19 protein-coding genes are annotated in these 20,517 nt (G+C 65.1%); 1 reads left to right on the forward strand and 18 read right to left on the reverse strand.

Annotated features, from left to right (window positions below):
* Positions 1-51: 51 nt before the first annotated feature.
* Positions 52-3,516 carry a DNA polymerase III subunit alpha gene (gene dnaE, locus PFY01_RS10705; protein ID WP_271041267.1) on the reverse strand — a complete coding sequence of 1,155 codons (3,465 nt, stop codon included), beginning with the start codon at positions 3,514-3,516 and terminating at the stop codon, positions 52-54.
* A 384-nt stretch (positions 3,517-3,900) separates the two neighbouring features.
* On the opposite strand from dnaE, the gene msrA reads away from it, so the two are divergent.
* Complete coding sequence (gene msrA, locus PFY01_RS10710; protein WP_271041268.1) at positions 3,901-4,524, forward strand: peptide-methionine (S)-S-oxide reductase MsrA; 624 nt, start codon at positions 3,901-3,903, stop codon at positions 4,522-4,524.
* 14 nt (positions 4,525-4,538) lie between these two features.
* On the opposite strand, the gene PFY01_RS10715 is transcribed toward msrA, so the two are convergent.
* From PFY01_RS10715 to nuoH, 17 genes are all read right to left on the reverse strand, one after another.
* Positions 4,539-5,243, reverse strand: a complete 705-nt coding sequence (locus PFY01_RS10715) for an ABC transporter ATP-binding protein (RefSeq protein WP_269219168.1) — start codon at positions 5,241-5,243, stop codon at positions 4,539-4,541.
* Positions 5,236-6,522, reverse strand: coding sequence for a lipoprotein-releasing ABC transporter permease subunit (locus PFY01_RS10720; protein ID WP_082465008.1), 1,287 nt, complete (start codon positions 6,520-6,522; stop codon positions 5,236-5,238). Before PFY01_RS10720 ends, PFY01_RS10715 begins: the two co-directional genes overlap by 8 nt.
* The gene (proS, locus tag PFY01_RS10725; protein WP_271041269.1) at positions 6,519-7,835 is read right to left on the reverse strand and encodes a proline--tRNA ligase; all 1,317 of its coding nucleotides are present in this window, start codon (positions 7,833-7,835) and stop codon (positions 6,519-6,521) included. Before proS ends, PFY01_RS10720 begins: the two co-directional genes overlap by 4 nt.
* A 77-nt stretch (positions 7,836-7,912) precedes the next feature.
* Entirely contained in the window at positions 7,913-8,179 is a 267-nt protein-coding gene (locus tag PFY01_RS10730) for a DUF1467 family protein (protein WP_055753501.1), read from the reverse strand.
* Between the two features lie 9 nt (positions 8,180-8,188).
* The gene (locus PFY01_RS10735; protein WP_228763565.1) at positions 8,189-8,533 is read right to left on the reverse strand and encodes a DUF3088 family protein; all 345 of its coding nucleotides are present in this window, start codon (positions 8,531-8,533) and stop codon (positions 8,189-8,191) included.
* Between the two features lie 34 nt (positions 8,534-8,567).
* Complete coding sequence (locus PFY01_RS10740) at positions 8,568-9,476, reverse strand: hypothetical protein (RefSeq protein WP_271041270.1); 909 nt, start codon at positions 9,474-9,476, stop codon at positions 8,568-8,570.
* Between the two features lie 56 nt (positions 9,477-9,532).
* Entirely contained in the window at positions 9,533-11,206 is a 1,674-nt protein-coding gene (locus PFY01_RS10745; protein WP_271041271.1) for a ribonuclease J, read from the reverse strand.
* Complete coding sequence (locus PFY01_RS10750) at positions 11,207-11,986, reverse strand: type III pantothenate kinase (RefSeq protein WP_271043051.1); 780 nt, start codon at positions 11,984-11,986, stop codon at positions 11,207-11,209.
* A complete protein-coding gene (locus PFY01_RS10755; protein ID WP_184278358.1) occupies positions 11,983-12,732 on the reverse strand; it encodes a biotin--[acetyl-CoA-carboxylase] ligase in 750 nt (249 codons plus the stop codon). Before PFY01_RS10755 ends, PFY01_RS10750 begins: the two co-directional genes overlap by 4 nt.
* A 4-nt stretch (positions 12,733-12,736) precedes the next feature.
* On the reverse strand, positions 12,737-14,179 hold the full coding sequence (gene nuoN / locus PFY01_RS10760) for an NADH-quinone oxidoreductase subunit NuoN (protein ID WP_271041272.1): 1,443 nt from the start codon (positions 14,177-14,179) through the stop codon (positions 12,737-12,739).
* Positions 14,180-14,188: 9 nt separating this feature from the next.
* Positions 14,189-15,673 (reverse strand): NADH-quinone oxidoreductase subunit M, encoded by a 1,485-nt coding sequence (locus tag PFY01_RS10765; RefSeq protein ID WP_271041273.1) that lies wholly within the window; start codon positions 15,671-15,673, stop codon positions 14,189-14,191.
* A gap of 4 nt (positions 15,674-15,677) precedes the next feature.
* Positions 15,678-17,765 (reverse strand): NADH-quinone oxidoreductase subunit L, encoded by a 2,088-nt coding sequence (nuoL, locus tag PFY01_RS10770; protein ID WP_066627607.1) that lies wholly within the window; start codon positions 17,763-17,765, stop codon positions 15,678-15,680.
* Positions 17,766-17,767: 2 nt separating this feature from the next.
* Positions 17,768-18,073, reverse strand: a complete 306-nt coding sequence (gene nuoK / locus PFY01_RS10775) for an NADH-quinone oxidoreductase subunit NuoK (protein ID WP_039247409.1) — start codon at positions 18,071-18,073, stop codon at positions 17,768-17,770.
* Positions 18,073-18,699, reverse strand: coding sequence for an NADH-quinone oxidoreductase subunit J (locus PFY01_RS10780; protein WP_017503986.1), 627 nt, complete (start codon positions 18,697-18,699; stop codon positions 18,073-18,075). The genes nuoK and PFY01_RS10780 overlap by 1 nt, the downstream gene beginning before the upstream one ends.
* A gap of 74 nt (positions 18,700-18,773) precedes the next feature.
* On the reverse strand, positions 18,774-19,265 hold the full coding sequence (gene nuoI, locus PFY01_RS10785; RefSeq protein ID WP_017503987.1) for an NADH-quinone oxidoreductase subunit NuoI: 492 nt from the start codon (positions 19,263-19,265) through the stop codon (positions 18,774-18,776).
* A complete protein-coding gene (locus PFY01_RS10790) occupies positions 19,265-19,444 on the reverse strand; it encodes a hypothetical protein (protein WP_271041274.1) in 180 nt (59 codons plus the stop codon). The genes nuoI and PFY01_RS10790 overlap by 1 nt, the downstream gene beginning before the upstream one ends.
* A complete protein-coding gene (gene nuoH / locus PFY01_RS10795; protein WP_271041275.1) occupies positions 19,444-20,517 on the reverse strand; it encodes an NADH-quinone oxidoreductase subunit NuoH in 1,074 nt (357 codons plus the stop codon). The genes PFY01_RS10790 and nuoH overlap by 1 nt, the downstream gene beginning before the upstream one ends.

Here is a 20,517-nt window from a genome sequence, read left to right on the forward strand (position 1 = left end):
CGCGTCCGTGAGGTTCCGAAAAATCAAAAGCTTGACCATATCCGCGAAGGCTCAGGCGTCCTCCAGCATGACGACGCCCGGCGCTGACTTCAATGCGCCGCGCAACGCGCCGTCGAGGCGGTAGCGACCGGGAATCTTGACCTCGACCTCGCGCCCCTGCTCGAGGCCCGCAATCATCAGCGACACTTCCCCGCCCTTGCCGATCGCGCCCGATCGCGCGCGTTCCAGCCGCGCCTTCAGCGCCTCGGCGTCCGCGCTGCGGGCCGAGACATGGATACGAAGGCCGATGTTGGCGTCGTCCAGCAGATTATCCATTTGCGAGGCGTCGTCGCCGAAGAAGCGCACCTCCCCTTCCGACGACTTGGCGCGCACACGCACCATGACCGAGGCGCCGGGCTCCAGCACCTCGCGGCATTTGCGCAGTTGTTCGGGCGGGAACAGGCATTCGAACTCGCCGGTCGGATCCGAGAAGGTCACGAAGGCGAACTTCTCGCCCGTCCGCGCGCTGGCCCGCTCCTGCTTGCGACGCACGACGCCGGCCATCTGGAAGGCCTCGTGGCCGGACTCCGCCAGCGGAATCGCTTCCGCGACGAAGGTGACGCGCTTGCGCTTCAGGGCTGAGGTCATCTCGTCCAGCGGGTGACCCGACAGATAGAAGCCGACCGCCGACAGTTCATGATCCAGCCGCTCCGGCCCGACCCAGGGCTCAACGCTCTTCAGACGCGGCCGAGCGGCATGGGCTTGGTCGCCGCCGAACAGCGACACCTGCGACGAGGCGCGTTCGGCCGCCACGCTCTGGCAATAGGCCATCAGAACGTCGGCCTGTTCCAGCAACTGACGCCGGTTCGGGTGGATGCTGTCGAAGGCGCCGGCCTTGGCCAGACCTTCCAGCGCGCGCTTGTTCACGCTGCGCGGATCGACGCGCTCAAGGAAGTCGAAGATGTCGGCGAACCGCCCCCCCGTCTCGCGTACCTCGATGACGTGTTTCATCGCCTCGAGACCCACGTTTCGGATCGCGCCCAAAGCGTAGAGCACCGCCCCCTTGTCGTCGTCCCAGGCTACGTCGAAGTCGGCCGATGAGCGATTGATGTCGGGCGCCAAGACCGGCACGTCGAACCGTTTGGCGTCCTGATAGAAGACCGCCAGCTTGTCGGTGTTCGACAAGTCCAGGCTCATGGACGCCGCGAAAAACTCGACCGGCTGATTGGCCTTCAGCCAACCCGTCTGGAACGAGATCAGGGCGTAGGCGGCAGCGTGGGACTTGTTGAAGCCGTATCCGGCGAACTTGGCGACTAGGTCGAAGATGAAGCCGGACTGCACCTCCGGCACGGCCTTTTCGGCGGCGCCCTTGACGAAGCGGAGGCGCTGGAAATCCATCTCCTCCTTCTTCTTCTTGCCCATGGCCCGGCGCAGCAGGTCGGCCTCGCCCAGGCTGTAGCCCGCCAGGATCTGGGCGATCTTCATCACCTGCTCCTGGTAGATGATGACGCCGTAGGTCTCGGTCAGCACCTCTTTCAGGCTGGGGTGCAGGTAATCGACCTCGGCGCGCCCGAACTTACGGTCGATATAGGTGTCGATCATCTCCATCGGCCCCGGCCGATAAAGCGAAATCAGGGCGGTGATCTCTTCGATGGAGCCGCAGCGCATCTTGCGCAGGGTGTCGCGCATGCCCTGAGATTCCAGCTGGAACACCCCTACCGTCTGGCCAGAGGCCATCAGCTCATAGGTGCGCGCATCGTCCAGCGGCAGACTGTTCCAGTCCCTGGCTGCGCCGCGCCGTTCGAGATAGCCGCGCGCCCGATCCAGCACCGTCAGCGTCTTCAGGCCCAGGAAGTCGAACTTCACCAGGCCCGCCGGCTCGACCCATTTCATGTTGAACTGGGACGCCGGAATGGTGGAGCGCGGATCCTGATACAACGGCACTAGTTCCGTCAGCGGCCGGTCGCCGATGACGATGCCGGCGGCGTGGGTCGAGGCGTTGCGGTATAGCCCCTCCAGCTCCAGCGCGGTTTCCAGCAAGGTCTTCACCGCCGGCTCGGCGTCGCGCGCCTCCTTCAGGCGCGGCTCGATGTCGATGGCCTGGGCCAGGGTGACGGGCGCAGCCGGATTGTTCGGCACCATCTTGCAGAGCCGGTCGACTTGGCCCAGCGGCATCTGCAGCACACGGCCCACGTCGCGCAGCACGGCGCGCGCCTGCAAGGTGCCGAAGGTGATGATCTGGGCCACCCGGTCCTTGCCGTAGCGGTCCTGCACATAGTCGATCACCTCTTCCCGCCGCTCCTGGCAGAAGTCGATGTCGAAGTCGGGCATGGAGACGCGTTCGGGGTTCAGGAATCGCTCGAACAGCAGGCCGAACCGCAGCGGGTCCAGATCGGTAATGGTCAGAGACCAGGCGACCAGCGAGCCGGCGCCGGAGCCACGCCCCGGCCCCACGGGAATGCCGTGGGTCTTGGCCCATTTGATGAAGTCCGACACGATCAGGAAGTAGCCGGGGAAGCCCATCTGCTGGATGATCCCCACCTCCCATTCCAGGCGGGTCCAGTATTCCTCTTCGGGAACGGCCGGCGTGACCTCGGTCAGGCGGACCTTCAGCCCCTCGCGCGCCTGGTGGGCCAGTTCATCGGCCTCGGAGCGCCCGGCACCGGTATCGAAACGCGGCAGGATGGGCGCGTGAGTATTGACCAGGAAGGCGCAGCGCCGCGCGATGTCGATGGTGTTGTCGCAAGCCTCGGGCAGGTCGGCGAACAGCTCGCGCATGACGGCGGCCGGCTTGAACCAGTGTTCGCCGGTGATGCGGCGGCGATCCTCCTGGCCGGTGAAGGCGCCGTCGGCGATGCACAGCAGGGCGTCGTGCGATTTCGCCTGCGCCGCCTTGGCGTAATAGACGTCGTTGGTGGCGACCAGCGGCACATCGTTGGCATAGGCCCATTCGACCAGTCCCAGCTCGGCGCGCTTTTCGTCCTCCAGCCCGTGGCGTTGCAGCTCGACGTAGAAGCGGTCGCCGAACGCCGCCTTCATCGCCGCCAGAGCAGCGGCGCCTTCGGCCTTCTTGCCTTGGGCGAACAGCGGATCGACCGGGCCGTCCGGGCCTCCGGACAGCAGGATCAGGCCTTCGGAGCGGGCGACCACCTGCTCCCAGGCCACGCCCGGCTCGGCCATTTCTCCGGCGTCCAGATAGGCGGATGACGACAGGGCGCACAGGTTCAGCCACCCGGCCGTATCCTGGGCCAGCAGAACCACGGTCGGAACCTTGGCCCAGCGAGCGTTGATCTGGCCGCCGATGCCGAAGACCGGGAGGGCGCAGGCCACGAGCGGCTGAACGCCTGCATCCTTCGCGGTCTGGCTGAACTCCAGCGCGCCGAACAAATTGGCCCGGTCCGCCACCCCGACCGCCGGCATTCCGGCGTCGGCCGCCAGCTTGCCGACCTTGGCCGCCTTGATCGCGCCTTCCAGCAGCGAATAGGCCGAGCGGACCCGCAGATGGACAAAACCCTGACTGTTCACCGGCTCGTTCACGCCTTCTTCGACCCTGGCCCGCTGAAGAGCCCTACTCTACCCTGAGTCTCATATCGGGCGGCGCGCGGCCATCGCAAACCGGTCGCCCCACGGATCGGCTGTGGATCGCTGGCTTCGGACGATCCTCAAAAAAGACCGTCTAAAGTGTCTAATTCGTCTGACCTCAGGCGGTGACGCTGATCGCCACGGTCCAGACCATCCAGACGAAACCGCCGCACGACGCCAGCGACAGCATATCCCTCATCAAACGCGGCATGACCTTGGCTCCGACACATCCAATATGTTCTGCTAATGTTCTATGTTGGCATTTTGTTCCGGTCAAGTCGTTCTCGGTGAAACCGTTTGCGCGTCGCCGTCGTAGTCATTGCAACAGGAGATGAGACCATGTCCCTTCGCGCGACCGCCCTCGCCGCCGTTGCATCCTTGACCGTCGCTGCACTGGCGTTCGGCGCGCCCCTGGCGCGTCAGGCCGAGGCGCAGACGGCGCTTCAGACCGCGATCTTCGCCGGCGGCTGCTTCTGGTCAGAGGAGAAGGCCTTCGACGACGTGCAGGGAGTGCGCTCGGCCGTGTCCGGCTTCGTCGGCGGCCATACCGCCAACCCGACCTATGAGCAGGTGGTGCGCGGCGGCACCGGCCATATGGAGGCGGTGCAGGTGACCTTCGATCCGCGCGTGGTCAGCTATCGCACCCTGGTCGACCGCTATTGGCGCACCATCGACCCGACCGATCCTAACGGTCAATTCTGCGACCAGGGCCCGTCCTATCGATCCGCCGTCTTTGCGACAGCGGCCCAACGCGCGGACGCCATCGCCTCGCGCGATGCGGCGATGCGCATGCTGAGAAAGAGCTTCACCACGCCGGTCGTCGGCGCCCAGCGGTTCTGGCCGGCCGGCGAGGAACACCAGAACTACGCCAAACGCCACGCCGCCAGCTATCAGGCCTACCGGATCGGATGCCGCCGCCCCGAACGCCTGCGAGCGATCTGGGGCGACGCCGCCGTCAGCTGATCGATAGGCGTGGCTCAGTAGGCGTGACTCTGGGCCTCGCGCTGTTCCAGATGACCATCCTTCAGGGCGAAGACGCGGTCCATATGGCCAGCCAACTCCATATTGTGGGTGGCGATCAGGGCGGCGACGCCCGTGGTCTTGGCCAGGTCGCGCAGGGATTCGAACACCGACTGGCTGGTGGTCGGATCCAGATTGCCGGTCGGCTCGTCGGCGAGCAGCAGGCGTGGGCCGTTGGCGAGCGCGCGGCCGATCGCGACGCGCTGCTGTTCACCGCCGGACAGCTGGGCCGGCTGGTGCGTCAGGCGTTCGCCTAGCCCCAGGGCCGTCAGCGTGACCTCGGCGCGTTTGCGCGCCTCGTCCTGGGACACGCCGGCGATCCGCATCGGCAGGGCGACATTGTCGCGCGCATCGAACTCGGGCAGCAGGTGGTGAAACTGATAGACGAAGCCGATCCGGCCCAGGCGCAGGCGCGTGCGGGCGCGCTCGTCCAGATCGCCGACCTGTTCGCCGTCGATGGCGACCGTGCCGCTGGTGGGTTTCTCCAACAGGCCGGCGGCGTGCAGCAGCGACGACTTGCCCGAGCCCGACGGTCCGATCAGTCCGACCAGTTCGCCCGGATAGACGTCCAGATCCACGCCCTTCAGCACGGTCAGGCCGCCTTGGGCGGTGTCATAGGTGCGGGTCAAGCCGCGCACCGAAAGGATGGGGGCCTTACTCATAGCGGAGCGCCTCTACGGGATCGATGCGAGACGCGTTCCAGGACGGCGGCAGGCTGGCGATACAGCTCATCAACAGGGACCAGAAGGCCACCCAGGTCACGTCCACCGGATCGACCAGGGCCGGGATGGCGTCCAGCATATAGACGTCGGAATCGAACAGCTTGGTCTGCAGGACGAACTCTAGGAAATGCTGGATCGAACCGATGTTCCAGCAGAACAGCAGACCCAGGATCAGCCCCGCGATGGTGCCCGCGACCCCGATCATGGCGCCGGCCATGAAGAAGACGCGCAGGATCGCCGAGGGGCTGGCGCCGATGGTGCGAAGGATGGCGATGTCGCGGCCCTTGTTCTTCACCAGCATGACGATGCCGGAGATGATGTTCATGGCGGCGATGGCGACGACGAGGCCCAGGATGATGCTCATGGCCACTCGTTCGACCTTCAGCGCGCCATAGAAGGCGGCGAGCCGCTCGCGCCAGTCGCTGACGACCGAGCCGGGACCGGCCGCGTCGCGGATGGCGGCGGTCAGGGCGCCGACCTGATCGGGATCGTCGACCTTGATCTCGATCGCGTCCCAGACCCCTTCCTTGCCGAAGAAGAGCTGCTGCTGCTCCAGAGGCATGAAGATGAAGGCGCGGTCATAGTCGGCGGCGCCCGAGCGGAACAGGCCGCCGACGAAATAGGTCTTCTCAAGTCCGCCGAGATTGCCGAAGGCGCTGTCGGCCCCGGTCGGCGAATACAGGGTCACAGGATCGCCGACGCGCAGACCCATGGAATTGGCCAAGGCCGCGCCGACCAGAATGCGGTCGCCGCCATAAGGGCCCTTGCCGAAGCTGGCGCGTTCCTGCGGGCTTAAGCTGTCGAAGACATACTGGGTCTTGGCCAGATCCTCAGGGCGGATGCCCTTGGCGATGGCGCCGGTCGTATAGCTGCCGACGCGGATCAGGCTTTGCGCCTCGTTCAGCGGACTGGCGCTGGCGACGCCCGGCACGGCCTGAATGCGCTTCAGCGCGGCTTCGCGATCCGGCGAGGTCAGGACCTGCCCCTGCACATACATATGTCCGTTGAAGGCCAGCATGCGGCCCAGCAGTTCGCTGCGGAAGCCGGACATGATGCTCATCACGCTGATCAGCACAGCGACGGCCAGCATGATGCCGATGAAGCTGATTACAGCGATGGTGGCGACGCCGCCTTCCTTGCGCTTGGCGCGCAAGTAGCGCAGGGCCAGGCCGATCTCCCACGAGGAGAAGGCGCCGGACGGACGAGACGGCAGGCTCAAGCGGTCAGCCTTTCGATAGCGTCGGCGAGCGGCACGGACACCTTCTCGCCGGTGGCGCGACGTTTCAGTTCGACCACGCCGTCCGCCAGCCCCTTGGGACCGACGGTCAGCTGCCATGGCACGCCGATCAGGTCAGCGGTGGCGAACTTGCCGCCGGGACGTTCGTCGGTGTCGTCGTAGAGGACGTCCTTGCCGAGCTTTTCAAGCTGGGCCACCGCGTCTTCGCAGGCGGCCGAGACGGCCTCGTCATTGGCGCGCAGATTGATCACGACCACGTCGAAAGGCGCGACCGCGTCAGGCCAGATGATGCCGCCGGCGTCGTGGCTGGCCTCGATGATGGCCCCCATCAGGCGCGACACGCCGACGCCATAGCTGCCCATGTGGACCTCGGCGTCCTGACCGTCGGGCCCGGCGACCTTGGCCTTCATCGGGGCGGAGTATTTGGTGCCGAAGTAGAAGATGTGGCCAACCTCGATGCCGCGCGCCGACAGGCGGTCGCCCTCGGCGGTCTTGGCCTCGAACTGCGCCGGATCGTGCATCTCTTCGGTGGCGGCGTAGAGGGCGGTGCGTTCGTCGAAGACGGCCTGGACGGCTTCGGGGCTGAAGTCGTCGCCGGGCGCGGGCATCTCGACCAGCTTGCGGTCGCAGAAGACCTCGCTCTCGCCGGTTTCGGCCAGGACGATGAACTCGTGGCTCAGATCGCCGCCGATGGGGCCGGTGTCGGCACGCATCGGCACGGCCTTCAGGCCCATGCGGGCGAAGGTGTTCAGATAGGCGACGAACATGCGGTTGTAGGCGACGCGGGCCGCGGCCTCGTCCACGTCGAAGGAATAGGCGTCCTTCATCAGGAACTCGCGCCCCCGCATCACGCCAAAGCGCGGACGGCGCTCGTCACGGAACTTCCACTGGATGTGAAACAGGTTCAGCGGCAGCGACTTGTAGGACTTCACATAGGCCCGGAAGATGTCGGTGATCATCTCCTCGTTGGTCGGTCCGTACAGCAGCTCGCGCTCATGCCGGTCGGTGATGCGCAGCATCTCGGGGCCGTAGGCGTCATAGCGGCCGCTCTCGCGCCACAGGTCGGCCAGTTGCAGCGTCGGCATCAACAGTTCGACCGCCCCGGCCCGCATCTGCTCCTCGCGCACGATCTGCTCGATCTTGCGCAGAACTTTCAAACCCAGCGGCAGCCAGGCGTAGATGCCGGCGGCCTCCTGCTTGATCATGCCGGCGCGCAGCATCAGCTGGTGCGAGACGATCTGGGCGTCCGAAGGAGCTTCCTTCAGCGTGGGCAGGAAAAAGCGCGACAGGCGCATGGTCGGGAATCCTAGGCGTAGAGACGGAACAAGGCTTTAGCCGCTCGGACGGGGCGAAAGCTAGGCCGATGCGTCGTTTAGACAGCCGGGCCGCTGGCGAAGTTCGGCAGGGGCAGCCAGCCCGTGAAGATCAGCACCATCACGAACACCCAGACCAAGGCTGAGACCCAGGTGGTCGTCAGGAACTTCTTCTTCAAATTGGGCGTCTTGGGCGCGCCCCATTGTGAGCCGTCGGTCGGCGGCTCGTGCGTCTCGCTGGCCGTGCCCAGCGGCAGCACGGCGAACAGCACCGTCCACCAGGCGATGATGTAGATGCCGACCATGGTGAAGACGCCGATAGGCATGACGGACCTCTAGGGATGGGGCCGGCCGACGCCGTAGCGGGCCGCCAGATAGGGAGCGATGGCGTGATCCTGAAGGAAGCGCCGGCCGGTCGTTTCGCTGACCTCGGCCTCGGGCCAATCCAGTTCGCCGTCCAGGATCAGAATGGGGCAGCTCTGATGGGCCTCGCCGACCTGGTCGATGACCGGCTGGCGCGGGCGCGGATGGTCCAGATAGACGACGTCCAGCGCATCGCGAAGCTGAGGATAGAAGGCCAGGACACCCTCGATATAGGCGCCGGGCGGGCAGAACCACGGACCGCCCTGATCGTCGTGCCAGTCGGGGTTCAGCAGGAAGAGTCGCTCGGTCATCGGCATGGATATATCCGAGTTGAGGTCGTCGGCGCGACCGCTATTCGCACGATGCGCCAAACCCCGGCGCCCTCAGCGCCAGAAGGATCGAAGAGCGCGCCTGCTGCGTGATCGCCCCGGCGCCTTGCAGCACGCAACCGACCGCCGTGTTCGAGTTCGGCGCCAGAAGGCCGTAGGTCAGGCCTTCCTGCGCCAGGCGAGCCTGGGCGCCCTTCAGCGTTTCGACGGCCGTCGCGACGCGCGCCCGGTCATTGGTGATGCGGGTCATCTCGTGCAGCGCCTCGCCCGAACTGGGAAAGTCATAGGCGTTCGGATCGAACGACGCGATCTCGGCCGACAGTCGTTCGGGATGAATGTCGATGCCGAACTTGGCGTTCTGACTGGCGGAGAAGGCGATGGCCGGCCCGTTCTCAGGCACGACCAGAATATAGGCATGGCGCGGAAACAGCAGATATTGCGCCATGAATTTGGTCACCGGCACCAGCGGCATCCCGTCCGGTCCCAAGGCATGGGCGCCGACATAGACGCCCGACGGCACGCTGCGCGCATCGATCCGACCGTTCAGCTTCAGGATACGATCGACCATGACGTGGTCGAGCAGAAAGACGCCGTCATCCGCCTCGCGCTCCAGATAGGCATGGATGGCGGCGGTGTCGGGCGCTGGTCCCAGATCGCGACCATAGACGGTCGGAAAGGCGGTCGGCGACATCGGTTGGCCGTCGGGCGGGCTGAACCACAGCACGCGCAGTTCGTGAACCGTCCGCGCCAGGGGGTCTTCGCCCCGGAACGTCGACAGGCTGAGCACCAGATTGACGACGGCGAACAGGGCCACGAAGCCGACCAGCCCCTGCCCTGCAATCACCGCCCACCGCCGCCAACCGCGCAGCGGATGACGGGCGTGCCGAATCCGCTCCAGCAGGCGGCGCGCACGGGCAGGCTTTTTCGACATGCGTTTCCCCGACCGTTCAGGCGCATGACCAATGCGCCCAAACGGTCAAGGTTGCATCAGACGCGCAGGACGACCGTCTCGACGATGGGACGACGATCCCAGATTTGCTGGCTGGCCTTTTTCAGCACGCGGGCGACAGCCTGTTCGATGACCATTTCATCGTCCAGAGCATCGCCCTTCAGGCCCTTGACCACCTGTTCGACGCGCTCTGCCAGCTTGTCCAGCGCATCGCCGAGCGGCGTGGCGGTATCGCCTGGCAGGCCAACGCTGCGGATGTCGATGTCGCTGGCGATGCGACCGCGCTTGTCCAGGGCGAAGCTGACGATCAGCACGCCGTTGGTCGAGGCGTGACGACGTTCCTTCAAGGCCTCGCCTTGCTCGGTCACCAGCATGCCGCCGTCGACATAGAGGCGGCCGTTCGGCACCTCGTCGATGATTTTGGCTGGGCCAGGGGCCAGGCGGACCATGTCGCCGTTGCGCGGCGTCACCGTTTCGGGAACGCCCATATCCTTGGCCAGGTTGGCGTGTTCCAGAAGAAAGCGACGCACGCCGTGGGTCGGCACCGCGATCTGCGGCCGAGCCCATTCGTACATCTGCTTCAGCTCGTCACGGCAGGGGTGGCCCGAGACGTGGATGCCCGGGTGATCCTTCTCGGTATAGAGACGCACACCGCGATCCGCGAGGCGGTCCTGCAGATTGCCGATCGCCAGTTCGTTGCCGGGGATCTGGCGCGACGAGAAGATGCAGTGGTCGCCCAGACCCAATTTCACGACCGGATGGGTGCCGTCAGCGACGCGCGACAGGGCCGCCCTCGCCTCGCCTTGGCTGCCGGTGCACAGATACAGGATCTGATCGGCGGGCCAGACGCGGGCCTCCTCGTCCGAAAGGAAGGGCTTCACGTCATTCAGCATGCCGACGTGTTTCGCCGCCGCCGTGATCCGGTGCATCGAACGACCGGCCAGGGCCACGCGACGCCCGCAGGCCTCGGCCGCACGGATCACGCTGTCCATACGGGCGACGTTGGAGGCGAAACAGCCGACCGCGACGCGCCCCTTCAAGCTGGCGATCAGTTTGGAGATGGCGACGGCGACATCGCCTTCGGACCCAGCGACACCCGGTACGAAGACATTGGTCGAATCGCAGACCATGGCCAGCACGCCTTCGTCGCCCAGGGCGCGGATGACGGCGGCGTCGGTCTTGGTCCCGATCACCGGCTGGTCGTCGATCTTCCAGTCGCCGGTGTGGAACACCATTCCCAGCGGCGTATCGATGGCCAGGCCGCTGGGCTCGGCGATCGAGTGGGTCATGTTGACGAAGGTCACGCCGAACGTGCCGATATCGACGGTCCCGCCCAGCGGCACCTCGATCAGTTCGACCTCATCCAGAACGCCACGCTCGCGCAGCTTGTCGCGGATCAGATAGGCGGTGAAGGGCGTGGCGTAGATCGGCGCCTTGATGCGCGGCCACAGCCAGCCCAGGGCGCCGATGTGATCCTCGTGCGCGTGGGTCAGCACGATGCCCTTGATGTTCTCACCCTCCAGGAAGGTGGGATCGGGCACGATCACGTCCACGCCGGGCGTAGACAGGTCACCGAAGGTGACGCCGACATCGACGATCAGCCATTCACGGTTCGCCTCTGGGCCGAAGCCATAGGCGTTCAGGTTCATACCGACCTCGTCCGAGCCGCCCAGCGGCAGGAAAACGAGTTCGTCTTGGGTTTGCTTTTTCATTCAATCAGTCAAATGGGCGTTACGACGCCAGATTTCGAGGAGGCCGCGAATAGTCAGGTCGGGATCGAAGTGATCGATGCTGTCGGTCGCGCCTTCGAACAGGCTGGCGACTCCGCCGGTGCCGACGACGGTCATAGGCTTGCCCCACTCCGCCTTGATGCGCCCGACCAGGCCTTCGATCAACGAGATATAGCCCCAGAAGACGCCGGACTGCATGGCCTCGACCGTGCCCTTGCCGATGACGTGTTCGGGTTTCTGAATGGCGATGCGCGGCAGTTTGGCGGCCGCTTCGTGCAGGGCCTGAAGCGACAAATTGATGCCGGGCGCGATCAGACCGCCCTCGAAGGCGCCGTCGCCCGAAACGATATCAAAGGTCGTCGCCGTGCCGCTGTCGATCAGCAGAAGGTCGCCGGGATACATCAGCGAGGCGCCCACGGCGTTCACGAGACGATCGGCGCCCGCCTCGCTGGGCTTGGCGATCCGCACCTCGATGCCCAGCGCGGCGTTCTCACCGATGACCAGAGGTTCGATGTTCAGATAGCGCCGCGCCAGGTTGCGCAGGTTGAAGATCGACTGCGGCACGACGCTGGAGATGATGCAGCCGCCGAGGGCGTCGAACTTCAGCCCCTTCATCACCATCAGCTGGTTCAGCCAGACGGCGTATTCGTCGGCTGTGCGGCTGGCCTCGGTCGCGGCGCGCCACTGGGCGATCCAATCCGTGCCGTCGTGAACCGCGAACAGCGTATTGGTGTTGCCCTGCTCGATGGCCAGAAGCATCAGGCGGCTTTCCCGAAGAAGACGTCGCCGGCGGAAATCAAACGTACCGATCCGTCGGCCAGACGCAGGCGCAGAGCGCCATCCGGCTCCACCCCCTCGGCCAGGCCCTCGATCGTCTCGTTATCTAGCCGCGCGACGCACGGTCCGTTGAGGCCCGTCAGGCGGCTGGTCCAGGCGTCCAGCACGGGCTCGAAGCCCATCGTCTGCCAACGCCCCCACCAGACGGCGAAGGTCTCGGCCAGGATTTCGGCAGCGGCCTCGATCGGCGGGACATAGGCCAGGTCGGCGCGCAGACGCTCGGCAACCGAGGTCGCCCCCCGTTCGGTGCCCTCGGGCGCATGGGCTAGGTTCACGCCGATGCCGACCGCCAGCCAGAGGTCGCCGTTCGCATGCCGGCCGGATTCGACCAGGATGCCCGAAACCTTGACCCCGTCTAGCAGGACGTCGTTGGGCCATTTGATCGAAACGAGCGCGGGCGAAACGAAAACGTCCAGCAGGTCTGCGACGGCCAGGGCCGCGATGAAGGTGGCCTGGGCCGCCTCCGCCGCCGACTTGGGCGTAGTGATCAGAAGGGTGGCCGCCAGATTGCCCTGATCGGTGTCCCACTTGCGACCCCGCCGACCGCGGCCAGCGGTCTGGCGGCGCGCCACGATCCAGCGCGGGCCCGCCTCTCCGGCCTCGGCAAGACGGCGCGCCTCGGCGTTGGTCGAGTCGATCTCGTCGAGGATGACCAGAGGGACGGGCGCCAACGCCCTACCCGTTCCCGAAGCCGGCGCTCGCAGCCTTGGTTAGCGGCTCCAGCCAGGTCAGACCGACGATCACCAACGGGAAGGCGAAGGCGGCGCAAGCCCACCCGATCCACTTCGCCTCGACCGGCGCGGCGTCGGTGGCGATGTCGTCCACCGGCGCATCGAACCACATCAGCTTGATGATGCGCAGATAGTAGAAGGCGGCGACGACCGAGGCGACAAGACCGGCGGCCGCAACGGGCCACAGTCCCGCATCGGCGGCGGCACCGAACACATAGTATTTGCCCCAGAAGCCCGAGAACGGCGGCATGCCCAGGACCGACAGCGACAGAATGGTCAGGGCGACGGCCGTCAGCGGACGATCCTTCTTCAATCCGGCCAGATCGGCGATGCGGCGGATCGGACGGCCCGACTTGGACAGGCTGAGCAGGATGGCGAAGAAGCCCAGCTGGTCGATGACATACAGCGTCATGAACATCAGCATGGCCTGCAGGCCCTCGGCCGTGCCCGCCGCAATACCCAGCAGCGCGTAACCGATGTTGGCGATCGAGGAATAGGCCAGCAGGCGCTGGATGTCCTTCTGCGCCAGACCGCCGAAGGCACCGACGACGAAGCTGATCAGCGAGATGGCGATCAGGACCTGCGACCACTGGGCGTGGGCGTCGCCGAAACCGTTTTCCAGCGCGCGAGCGATCAGCACCATGGCCGCCACCTTGGGCGCCGTGGCGAACAGGGCCACGACCGGCGTCGGCGCGCCTTCATAAACGTCGGGCGTCCACATGTGGAACGGCGCGGCCGATACCTTGAACGCCAGGCCGCAGATCAGGAAGACCAGGCCGAAGACCAGGCCCGGGCCGGGATTGTCGGCGGCGACTGCGGCGATGTCCTCGAACCGCATCGAGCCGGCGAAGCCGTAGATGAGGCTGGCGCCATACAGCAGCAGGCCCGACGACAGCGCGCCCAGGACGAAATACTTAAGGCCCGCTTCCGACGCCTTGACGTCGTTGCGGTGAAAGGCCGCCAGAACATACAGGGCAAGCGAGTGCAACTCGATCCCGACATACATGGAGATCAGGTCGCCCGAGGACGCCATCATCCCCATGCCGGCCGAGGCCAGCACGATCAGGACCGGATATTCGAACTTGGCGATGCGGGTGCGCTTCATCCAGCCGTCGCCCAGCACGACCGCCACGGCGGCCGACAGATAGATCAAGCTCTTGGCGTAGATGGCCAGAGGATCGGCGACATAGGCGCCGTTGAAGGCGACGCCCCACGGTCCGACGATCGAGATGACCGACGCGGCGATCAGCAGCAGGACCGACAGGATCGAGACCAGACGGGCGCTCTTGTCGCCGATGAAGGCGCCGACCATCAGCAGGACCAAGGCGCCGACCGCGAGGGTGACTTCCGAGGCGGCGAGATGCAGGGCGGAGGATAGATCAGGCATCTGTAAGTCTCACCCGCCGATCGCGGCGCGATACGCGCTGGTCAGGGCCTCGATGGCAGGCCCGGTGTAATCGAGGACAGAGGCCGGATGGACCCCCAGCCAGATGGTGCCGACGATCAGGGGCACGAACAGCAGCAGTTCGCGCTTGTCGATGTCGGTGATGGTCTCAAGCTTCGGATTGGTGATCTCGCCGAACATGACCGCGCGGTACAGGGTCAGGGCATAGACCGCCGAGAAGATGACGCCCGAGGCCGCGACCAGCGCCGCCCAGGTCGAGGCGTTGTAGGCGCCCGTCATGGTCAGAACTTCGCCGATGAAGCCCGAGGTGCCCGGCAGGCCGACGTTGGCCATGGTGAACATCAGGAAGATGGCGGCGTACCACGGCATCTTGGACGTCAGACCGCCGTAGAAGGCGATCTCGCGAGTGTGCATCCGGTCATAGACGACGCCAACGCACAGGAACAGCGCGCCCGAGATCAGGCCGTGGCTGATCATCTGGAAGATGGCGCCCTGCATGCCGATGTCGTTGCCGGCGAAGATGCCCAGGGTCACAAAGCCCATGTGGGCCACGGACGAATAGGCGATCAGCTTCTTGATGTCCGTCTGACGCCAGGCGACCAGCGACGTATAGACGATGGCGATCACCGACAGGGTGAAGACCAGCGGCCGGAACATCTCCGACGCCATCGGGAACATCGGCACGTTGAACAGGATGAAGCCGTATCCGCCCAGCTTCAGCAGAATGCCCGCCAGGATGACCGAACCGGCTGTCGGCGCCTGAACGTGGGCGTCGGGCAGCCAGGTGTGGACCGGCCACATCGGCATCTTGACCGCGAACGAAGCGAAGAAGGCCAGCCACAGGATCGGCTGGACAGCCGGATCGAAGGCGAAACGCTTCAGCTCGGGAATGCTGGTGGTGCCCGCCTCATGCGCCATCCACAGCATGGCCAGCAGCATCAGGACGGACCCCAGCAGGGTGTACAGGAAGAACTTGTAGGCCGCATAGATGCGGTTCTGACCGCCCCAGATGCCGATGATCAGGAACATAGGCACCAGGGTGCCTTCGAAGAAGATGTAGAAGAGGAACAGGTCCAGCGAGGTGAACACCCCGATGACCAGCGTCTCCAGCACCAGGAAGGCGATCATGTATTCGACGACGCGCGTTTCGACCGACTTCCAGCTGGCCAGGATGCAGATCGGCATCAGGAAGGCCGTCAACAGCACGAACAGGATCGAAATCCCGTCGACGCCCAGGTGATAGCTGGCGCCCGCGAACCACGGGACCATCTCCACGAACTGATAGCTGGTGTTGGCCGGATCGAAGCCGGCGACCAGCACGACAGAGACCGCCAGGGTGATCAGGGTGCTGATCAGCGCGATCCAGCGCGCGGCCGGCCCGGCCGCATCGGCCGACTTGGACGTCAGCCGGGCGACGAAGATCGCCAGGGCCCCGACCAGGGGCAGGAATGTAACGAGGCTCAGGATGTAGGGCACGAGATCAGGCTCCCCACGCGAGGATGGCGAAGGTGAGCAGACCGGCCACTCCGAGCAGCATCACGAAGGCGTAGTGATAGACATAGCCGGACTGGATCTTGCCCAGTCGAGCGGCGGATTTCAGCGACACCCAGGCGGCGCCGTTCGGACCGAGACCATCGATGATCTTCACGTCGCAGATCTTCCAGAAGAAGTTTCCGATGGCGCGGAAGCCGCGCACGAAGACGAAGTCGTACAGCTCGTCGAAATACCACTTGTTGTAGAGGAAGCGGTAGATGACGCCGTTCCGCTCGGCCATGCGACGGCCCATGCCCTCGCGAGCGACGTAGATCCAATAGGCGAAGGCGGTGCCGATCAGCGTCAGGATCAGCGGCGACCATTTCACCCAGGTCGGGACGTCGTGGCTTTCGTGCAGGACGTGGTTGTTCGCGCCGGTGAAGATCGCGCCGCGCCAGAACTCGCCCTCGTGGTGGCCGATGAAGTGCGGCGCGAAGACAAAGCCGGCCGCGACGGCCCCGACCGACAGCAGGATCAGCGGAACCAGCATGACCAGCGGGCTCTCATGCGGCTTCAGCGGGCCATGATGACCGTGGTCGTCATGCGCATGATCGTCGTGATGATCGCCGACGGGTTCAGAATGGGTTTCCAGCTGGGCGTGGGAAGCGTGGTCGTCAGCATGATGGGCGTCGCCCTCTTCCTTCCACACCGGCTTGTTGTGGAAGGTCATGAAGACCAGGCGCCACGAATAGTAGGCCGTCAGACCGGCGGCGATGATGCCGACGAAGAAGGCGAACAGGCCGATGGCCGAGTGACCCGAGGCCGCCGAGGCATAGGCGCTCTCGATGATCGAATCCTTGGAGTAGAAGCCGGCGAAGCCGCCGACGCCGGGGATGCCCAGGCCGGTGATGGCGATGGTGCCGATGGTCATCACCGCATAGGTGACCGGCAGCAGCTTCCACAGGCCGCCCATCTTCCGCATGTCCTGCTCGTGGTGCATGCCGTGGATCACCGAACCGGCGCCCAGGAACAGCAAGGCCTTGAAGAAGGCGTGCGTGAACAGGTGGAACATGGCCGCCTGATAGGCGCCGACGCCCGCCGCGAAGAACATGTAGCCCAGCTGCGAACAAGTCGAATAGGCGATGACCCGCTTGATGTCGTTCTGGGTCAGGCCGACCGTAGCGGCGAACAGGGCCGTGATGGCGCCGATAATGGCGATGATCTGCGACGCGCCCGGCGCATACTCATAGATCGGGCTCAGCAGGCAGACCATATAGACGCCGGCGGTGACCATGGTCGCGGCGTGGATCAGCGCCGAAACTGGGGTCGGGCCTTCCATCGCGTCCGGCAACCAGGTGTGCAGGAAGAACTGGGCCGACTTGCCCATGGCGCCGATGAACAGCAGGAAACCGGCCAGATCCAGCGCGGACCACTGGACGCCCAGGAACTCCCACGTCGTGCCGGCCTTGGTGGCGATCAGCGGGAACAGCTCGGCGAAGTTGATGGTGCCGTACATCCAGAAGATCGTCATGATCCCCAGCACGAAACCGAAGTCGCCGACGCGGTTGACGACGAAGGCCTTGATGGCGGCGGCGCTGGCCGTCGGCTTCTTGAACCAGAATCCGATCAGCAGATAGGACGCCAGGCCCACGCCTTCCCAGCCGAAGAAGATCTGCATGAAGTCGGCCGCCGTCACCAGCGCCAGCATCATGAAGGTGAACAGCGACAGATAGGCGAAGAAGCGCGGCCGGCTGTCGTCCTCGGCCATGTAGCCCCAGGAATACAGGTGAACGAGCGACGACACGCTGGTGACCACGATCAGCATGGTCGCCGATAGGGCGTCGATGCGGATCGACCAGGCCGACTGGAAGTCGCCGACATTGATGAAGGGCGCCAGGCGGATGGTGAAGGGCTCCAGATGGCCCCAGGTCCATTGGCCGAACACCGTCCAGGCCACAGCGCAGGAGAAGAACAGCAGGCCGGTCGTGACGGCCTGCGACGGGATGTTGCCGATCCGGCGTCCGAAGAAGCCGGCGATGGCCGCGCCCAGCAGCGGGGCGAAGATCCCGAGAATGACGAGGGTATGGAAGGTCACGCTCAGCCCTTCATCACGGAGGCGTCGTCCACGGCGATGTCGCCGCGGTTACGGAAGAAGGTCACCAGGATCGCCAGGCCGACGGCGGCCTCGGCCGCGGCGACGGTCAGGACGAACATCGCCATGATCTGCCCGCTGATCTCGTTCAGATAGGCCGAGAAGGCGACGAAGTTGATGTTTACGGCCAGCAGGATCAGCTCGATCGACATCAGGATGATGATGACGTTCTTGCGGTTCACGAAGATGCCGAACACGCCGATGGTGAACAGGATCGCGGCGACCGTCAGATAGTGGGTCAGACCGATCATCAGAGAAGCTCCTCGGCGCTGACGCCTTCGCCCGTGGCGGCGGACTTGATCTCGACCGACTTGCGACGGTCGCGGTTCACCTGGTCGCCGGGGTTCTGGCGTTTGATGTGCGGCTTGTGGCGCAGGGTCAGGGTGATGGCGCCGATCATCGCGATCAGCAGCACGATCCCGGCCGCCTGGAAGAAGTAGACATAGTCTGTGTAGAGCACGCGGCCGATTGCCTCGACGTTGGTCACGCTGGCGTCCGGCGCACCCGGCGCCGGCAGGCCCGCAGCGGCGCCGCCCTGAACCACGGCGACCGAGACGATGATCATCTCCACCAGAAGCACGGCGGCGATGATGGCGCCCAGCGGCAGATAGCGCGCGTAACCTTCGCGCAGCTTCAGGAAGTCCACGTCCAGCATCATGACGACGAACAGGAACAGCACCGCGACCGCGCCCACATAGACGACGACCAGCAGCATCGCCAGGAACTCGGCGCCCAGCAGCACGAACAGACCCGCCGACGAGAAGAAGGCCAGGATCAACCACAGCACGCTGTGCACCGGGTTGCGCGCGGTCACGACCAGAAGGCCGGAAACCGTGGCGACCGCCGCCAGCAGATAGAAGGCTATGCCTTGCAGCATGTCGGGACGAAGCCCCTTTCGTATCGGCCGCGACCCCCGTTCAGGAATCGCCGACCCGTTTAGCGAGATGCGCCTTAGCGGTAAGGCGCGTCGAGTTCCAGATTCTTGGCGATCTGCCGTTCCCAGCGGTCGCCGTTATCGAGCAGGCGTTGCTTGTCGTAGAGCAGCTCTTCGCGCGTCTCGACGGCGAACTCCGAGTTCGGCCCTTCCACGATGGCGTCCACCGGGCAGGCCTCCTGGCACAGACCGCAGTAGATGCACTTGACCATGTCGATGTCGTAGCGGGTCGTGCGGCGGCTGCCGTCGGCGCGCGGCTCGGCCTCGATGGTGATGGCCTGGGCCGGGCAGATGGCCTCGCACAGCTTGCAGGCGATGCAGCGTTCCTCGCCGTTCGCATAGCGACGCAGCGCATGCTCGCCGCGGAAGCGCGGCGACTGCGGATTGCGCTCGAACGGATAGTTCACCGTCATCTTGGGACGGGCCATATATTTCAGCGACAGACCGATGGCGCCGATGACGTCCAGCATCATCGCGCCCTTGGTCGCCTGGACGATACGGGTGAACATCAGGGCTTATCCTTGGAGGCGGGCGTCGTCTGGGAAGCGGTCTGGCTGGCGCGCCAGTCCTGTTCGATGCGGTCCTGGCGTTGCTGCCATTGATAGCTCGACTCGGGCATGCGCGACGCGTCGGGCGCGCAGGCGGCGGTCATCGTCAGAAGACCGAAGCCGATGATGACGCCGCGCATCACGAACCCACCACGAAGACGCGCCAGGCCGACACGATCACGACCGCGACCAGCGATGTCGGCAGGAAGATTTTCCAGCCCAGACGCATCAGCTGGTCATAGCGATAGCGCGGCACGAAGGCCTTCACCATCGATATCATGATGAACCAGAAGACCGTCTTTGCCATGAAGGTCAGCAGATAGATCGTATAGGCAATCCAGGCCGGCAGCCCACCCATCCAGGCCTGCGGCACGCCAGGGTTCCAGCCGCCGAAGAACAGCAGGCTGATCATCGCCGACATGAAGACGATGTTGACGTACTCGCCCATCATGAACAGCAGATACGGTGTCGAGCTGTATTCGACCTGATAACCGGCGACCAATTCGGACTCGGCCTCGGGCAGGTCGAACGGCGGGCGGTTGGTCTCGGCCAGGGCCGAGATGAAGAAGATGATCGACATCGGGAACAGGATCACGACCAGCGGCCAGGTGTCAGCGCCGCCGCCGAAGCCGTACCAGTTCCAGAACATGCCCTTCTGGCTGTCGACGATCGCCGACAGGTTCATGGTGCCGGCCAGCAGGATCACATTGATGATGATCAGGCCCAGCGAGACTTCATAGGACACCATCTGCGCCGCCGAACGCAGCGAACCCAGGAACGGATACTTCGAGTTCGAAGCCCAGCCGCCCATGATGATGCCGTATACGCCCAGCGACGACACCGCGAAGATGTACAGGATGCCGACGTTCAGGTCCGACACGACCCAACCGGGCGCGAACGGAATGACCGCCCAAGCCATGAAGGCCAGGATCACGGTGATGATCGGGGCGATGATGAAGACCGCCTTGTCCGCGCCGGCCGGGATCACGACCTCCTTCAGCACGAACTTGATCATGTCGGCGAAGGATTGAAGCAGGCCGAAGGGGCCGACGACGTTCGGGCCCTTGCGCATCTGCACCCCGGCCCAGACCTTGCGGTCGGCCAGCAGCAGGAAGGCGACGGCGATCAGCACGCCGACCGTGATCAGCAGGACCTGGCCGACCGTGATCAGCGTCCAGCCCAGAGGCGTGGCCCAGAAGGAAACGGGGTCCAT

The organism is Brevundimonas vesicularis, assembly GCF_027886425.1.
Lineage (GTDB): Bacteria > Pseudomonadota > Alphaproteobacteria > Caulobacterales > Caulobacteraceae > Brevundimonas > Brevundimonas vesicularis_C.

What these genes read in the sequence shown, in the direction of transcription:
- nuoK (WP_039247409.1), bottom strand. Translation starts at nt 18,073, where the DNA reads ATGATCGGTCTGACCCACTATCTGACGGTCGCCGCGATCCTGTTCACC.
- nuoH (WP_271041275.1), bottom strand. Translation starts at nt 20,517, where the DNA reads ATGGACCCCGTTTCCTTCTGGGCCACGCCTCTGGGCTGGACGCTGATC.
- PFY01_RS10790 (WP_271041274.1), bottom strand. Translation starts at nt 19,444, where the DNA reads ATGCGCGGCGTCATCATCGGCTTCGGTCTTCTGACGATGACCGCCGCC.
- PFY01_RS10735 (WP_228763565.1), bottom strand. Translation starts at nt 8,533, where the DNA reads ATGCCGATGACCGAGCGACTCTTCCTGCTGAACCCCGACTGGCACGAC.
- PFY01_RS10715 (WP_269219168.1), bottom strand. Translation starts at nt 5,243, where the DNA reads ATGAGTAAGGCCCCCATCCTTTCGGTGCGCGGCTTGACCCGCACCTAT.
- PFY01_RS10730 (WP_055753501.1), bottom strand. Translation starts at nt 8,179, where the DNA reads ATGCCTATCGGCGTCTTCACCATGGTCGGCATCTACATCATCGCCTGG.
- PFY01_RS10740 (WP_271041270.1), bottom strand. Translation starts at nt 9,476, where the DNA reads ATGTCGAAAAAGCCTGCCCGTGCGCGCCGCCTGCTGGAGCGGATTCGG.
- PFY01_RS10745 (WP_271041271.1), bottom strand. Translation starts at nt 11,206, where the DNA reads ATGAAAAAGCAAACCCAAGACGAACTCGTTTTCCTGCCGCTGGGCGGC.
- nuoI (WP_017503987.1), bottom strand. Translation starts at nt 19,265, where the DNA reads ATGTTCACCCGTATCGTCCAGGCGACCAAGGGCGCGATGATGCTGGAC.
- nuoN (WP_271041272.1), bottom strand. Translation starts at nt 14,179, where the DNA reads ATGCCTGATCTATCCTCCGCCCTGCATCTCGCCGCCTCGGAAGTCACC.
- proS (WP_271041269.1), bottom strand. Translation starts at nt 7,835, where the DNA reads ATGCGCCTGTCGCGCTTTTTCCTGCCCACGCTGAAGGAAGCTCCTTCG.
- PFY01_RS10780 (WP_017503986.1), bottom strand. Translation starts at nt 18,699, where the DNA reads ATGCTGCAAGGCATAGCCTTCTATCTGCTGGCGGCGGTCGCCACGGTT.
- msrA (WP_271041268.1), top strand. Translation starts at nt 3,901, where the DNA reads ATGTCCCTTCGCGCGACCGCCCTCGCCGCCGTTGCATCCTTGACCGTC.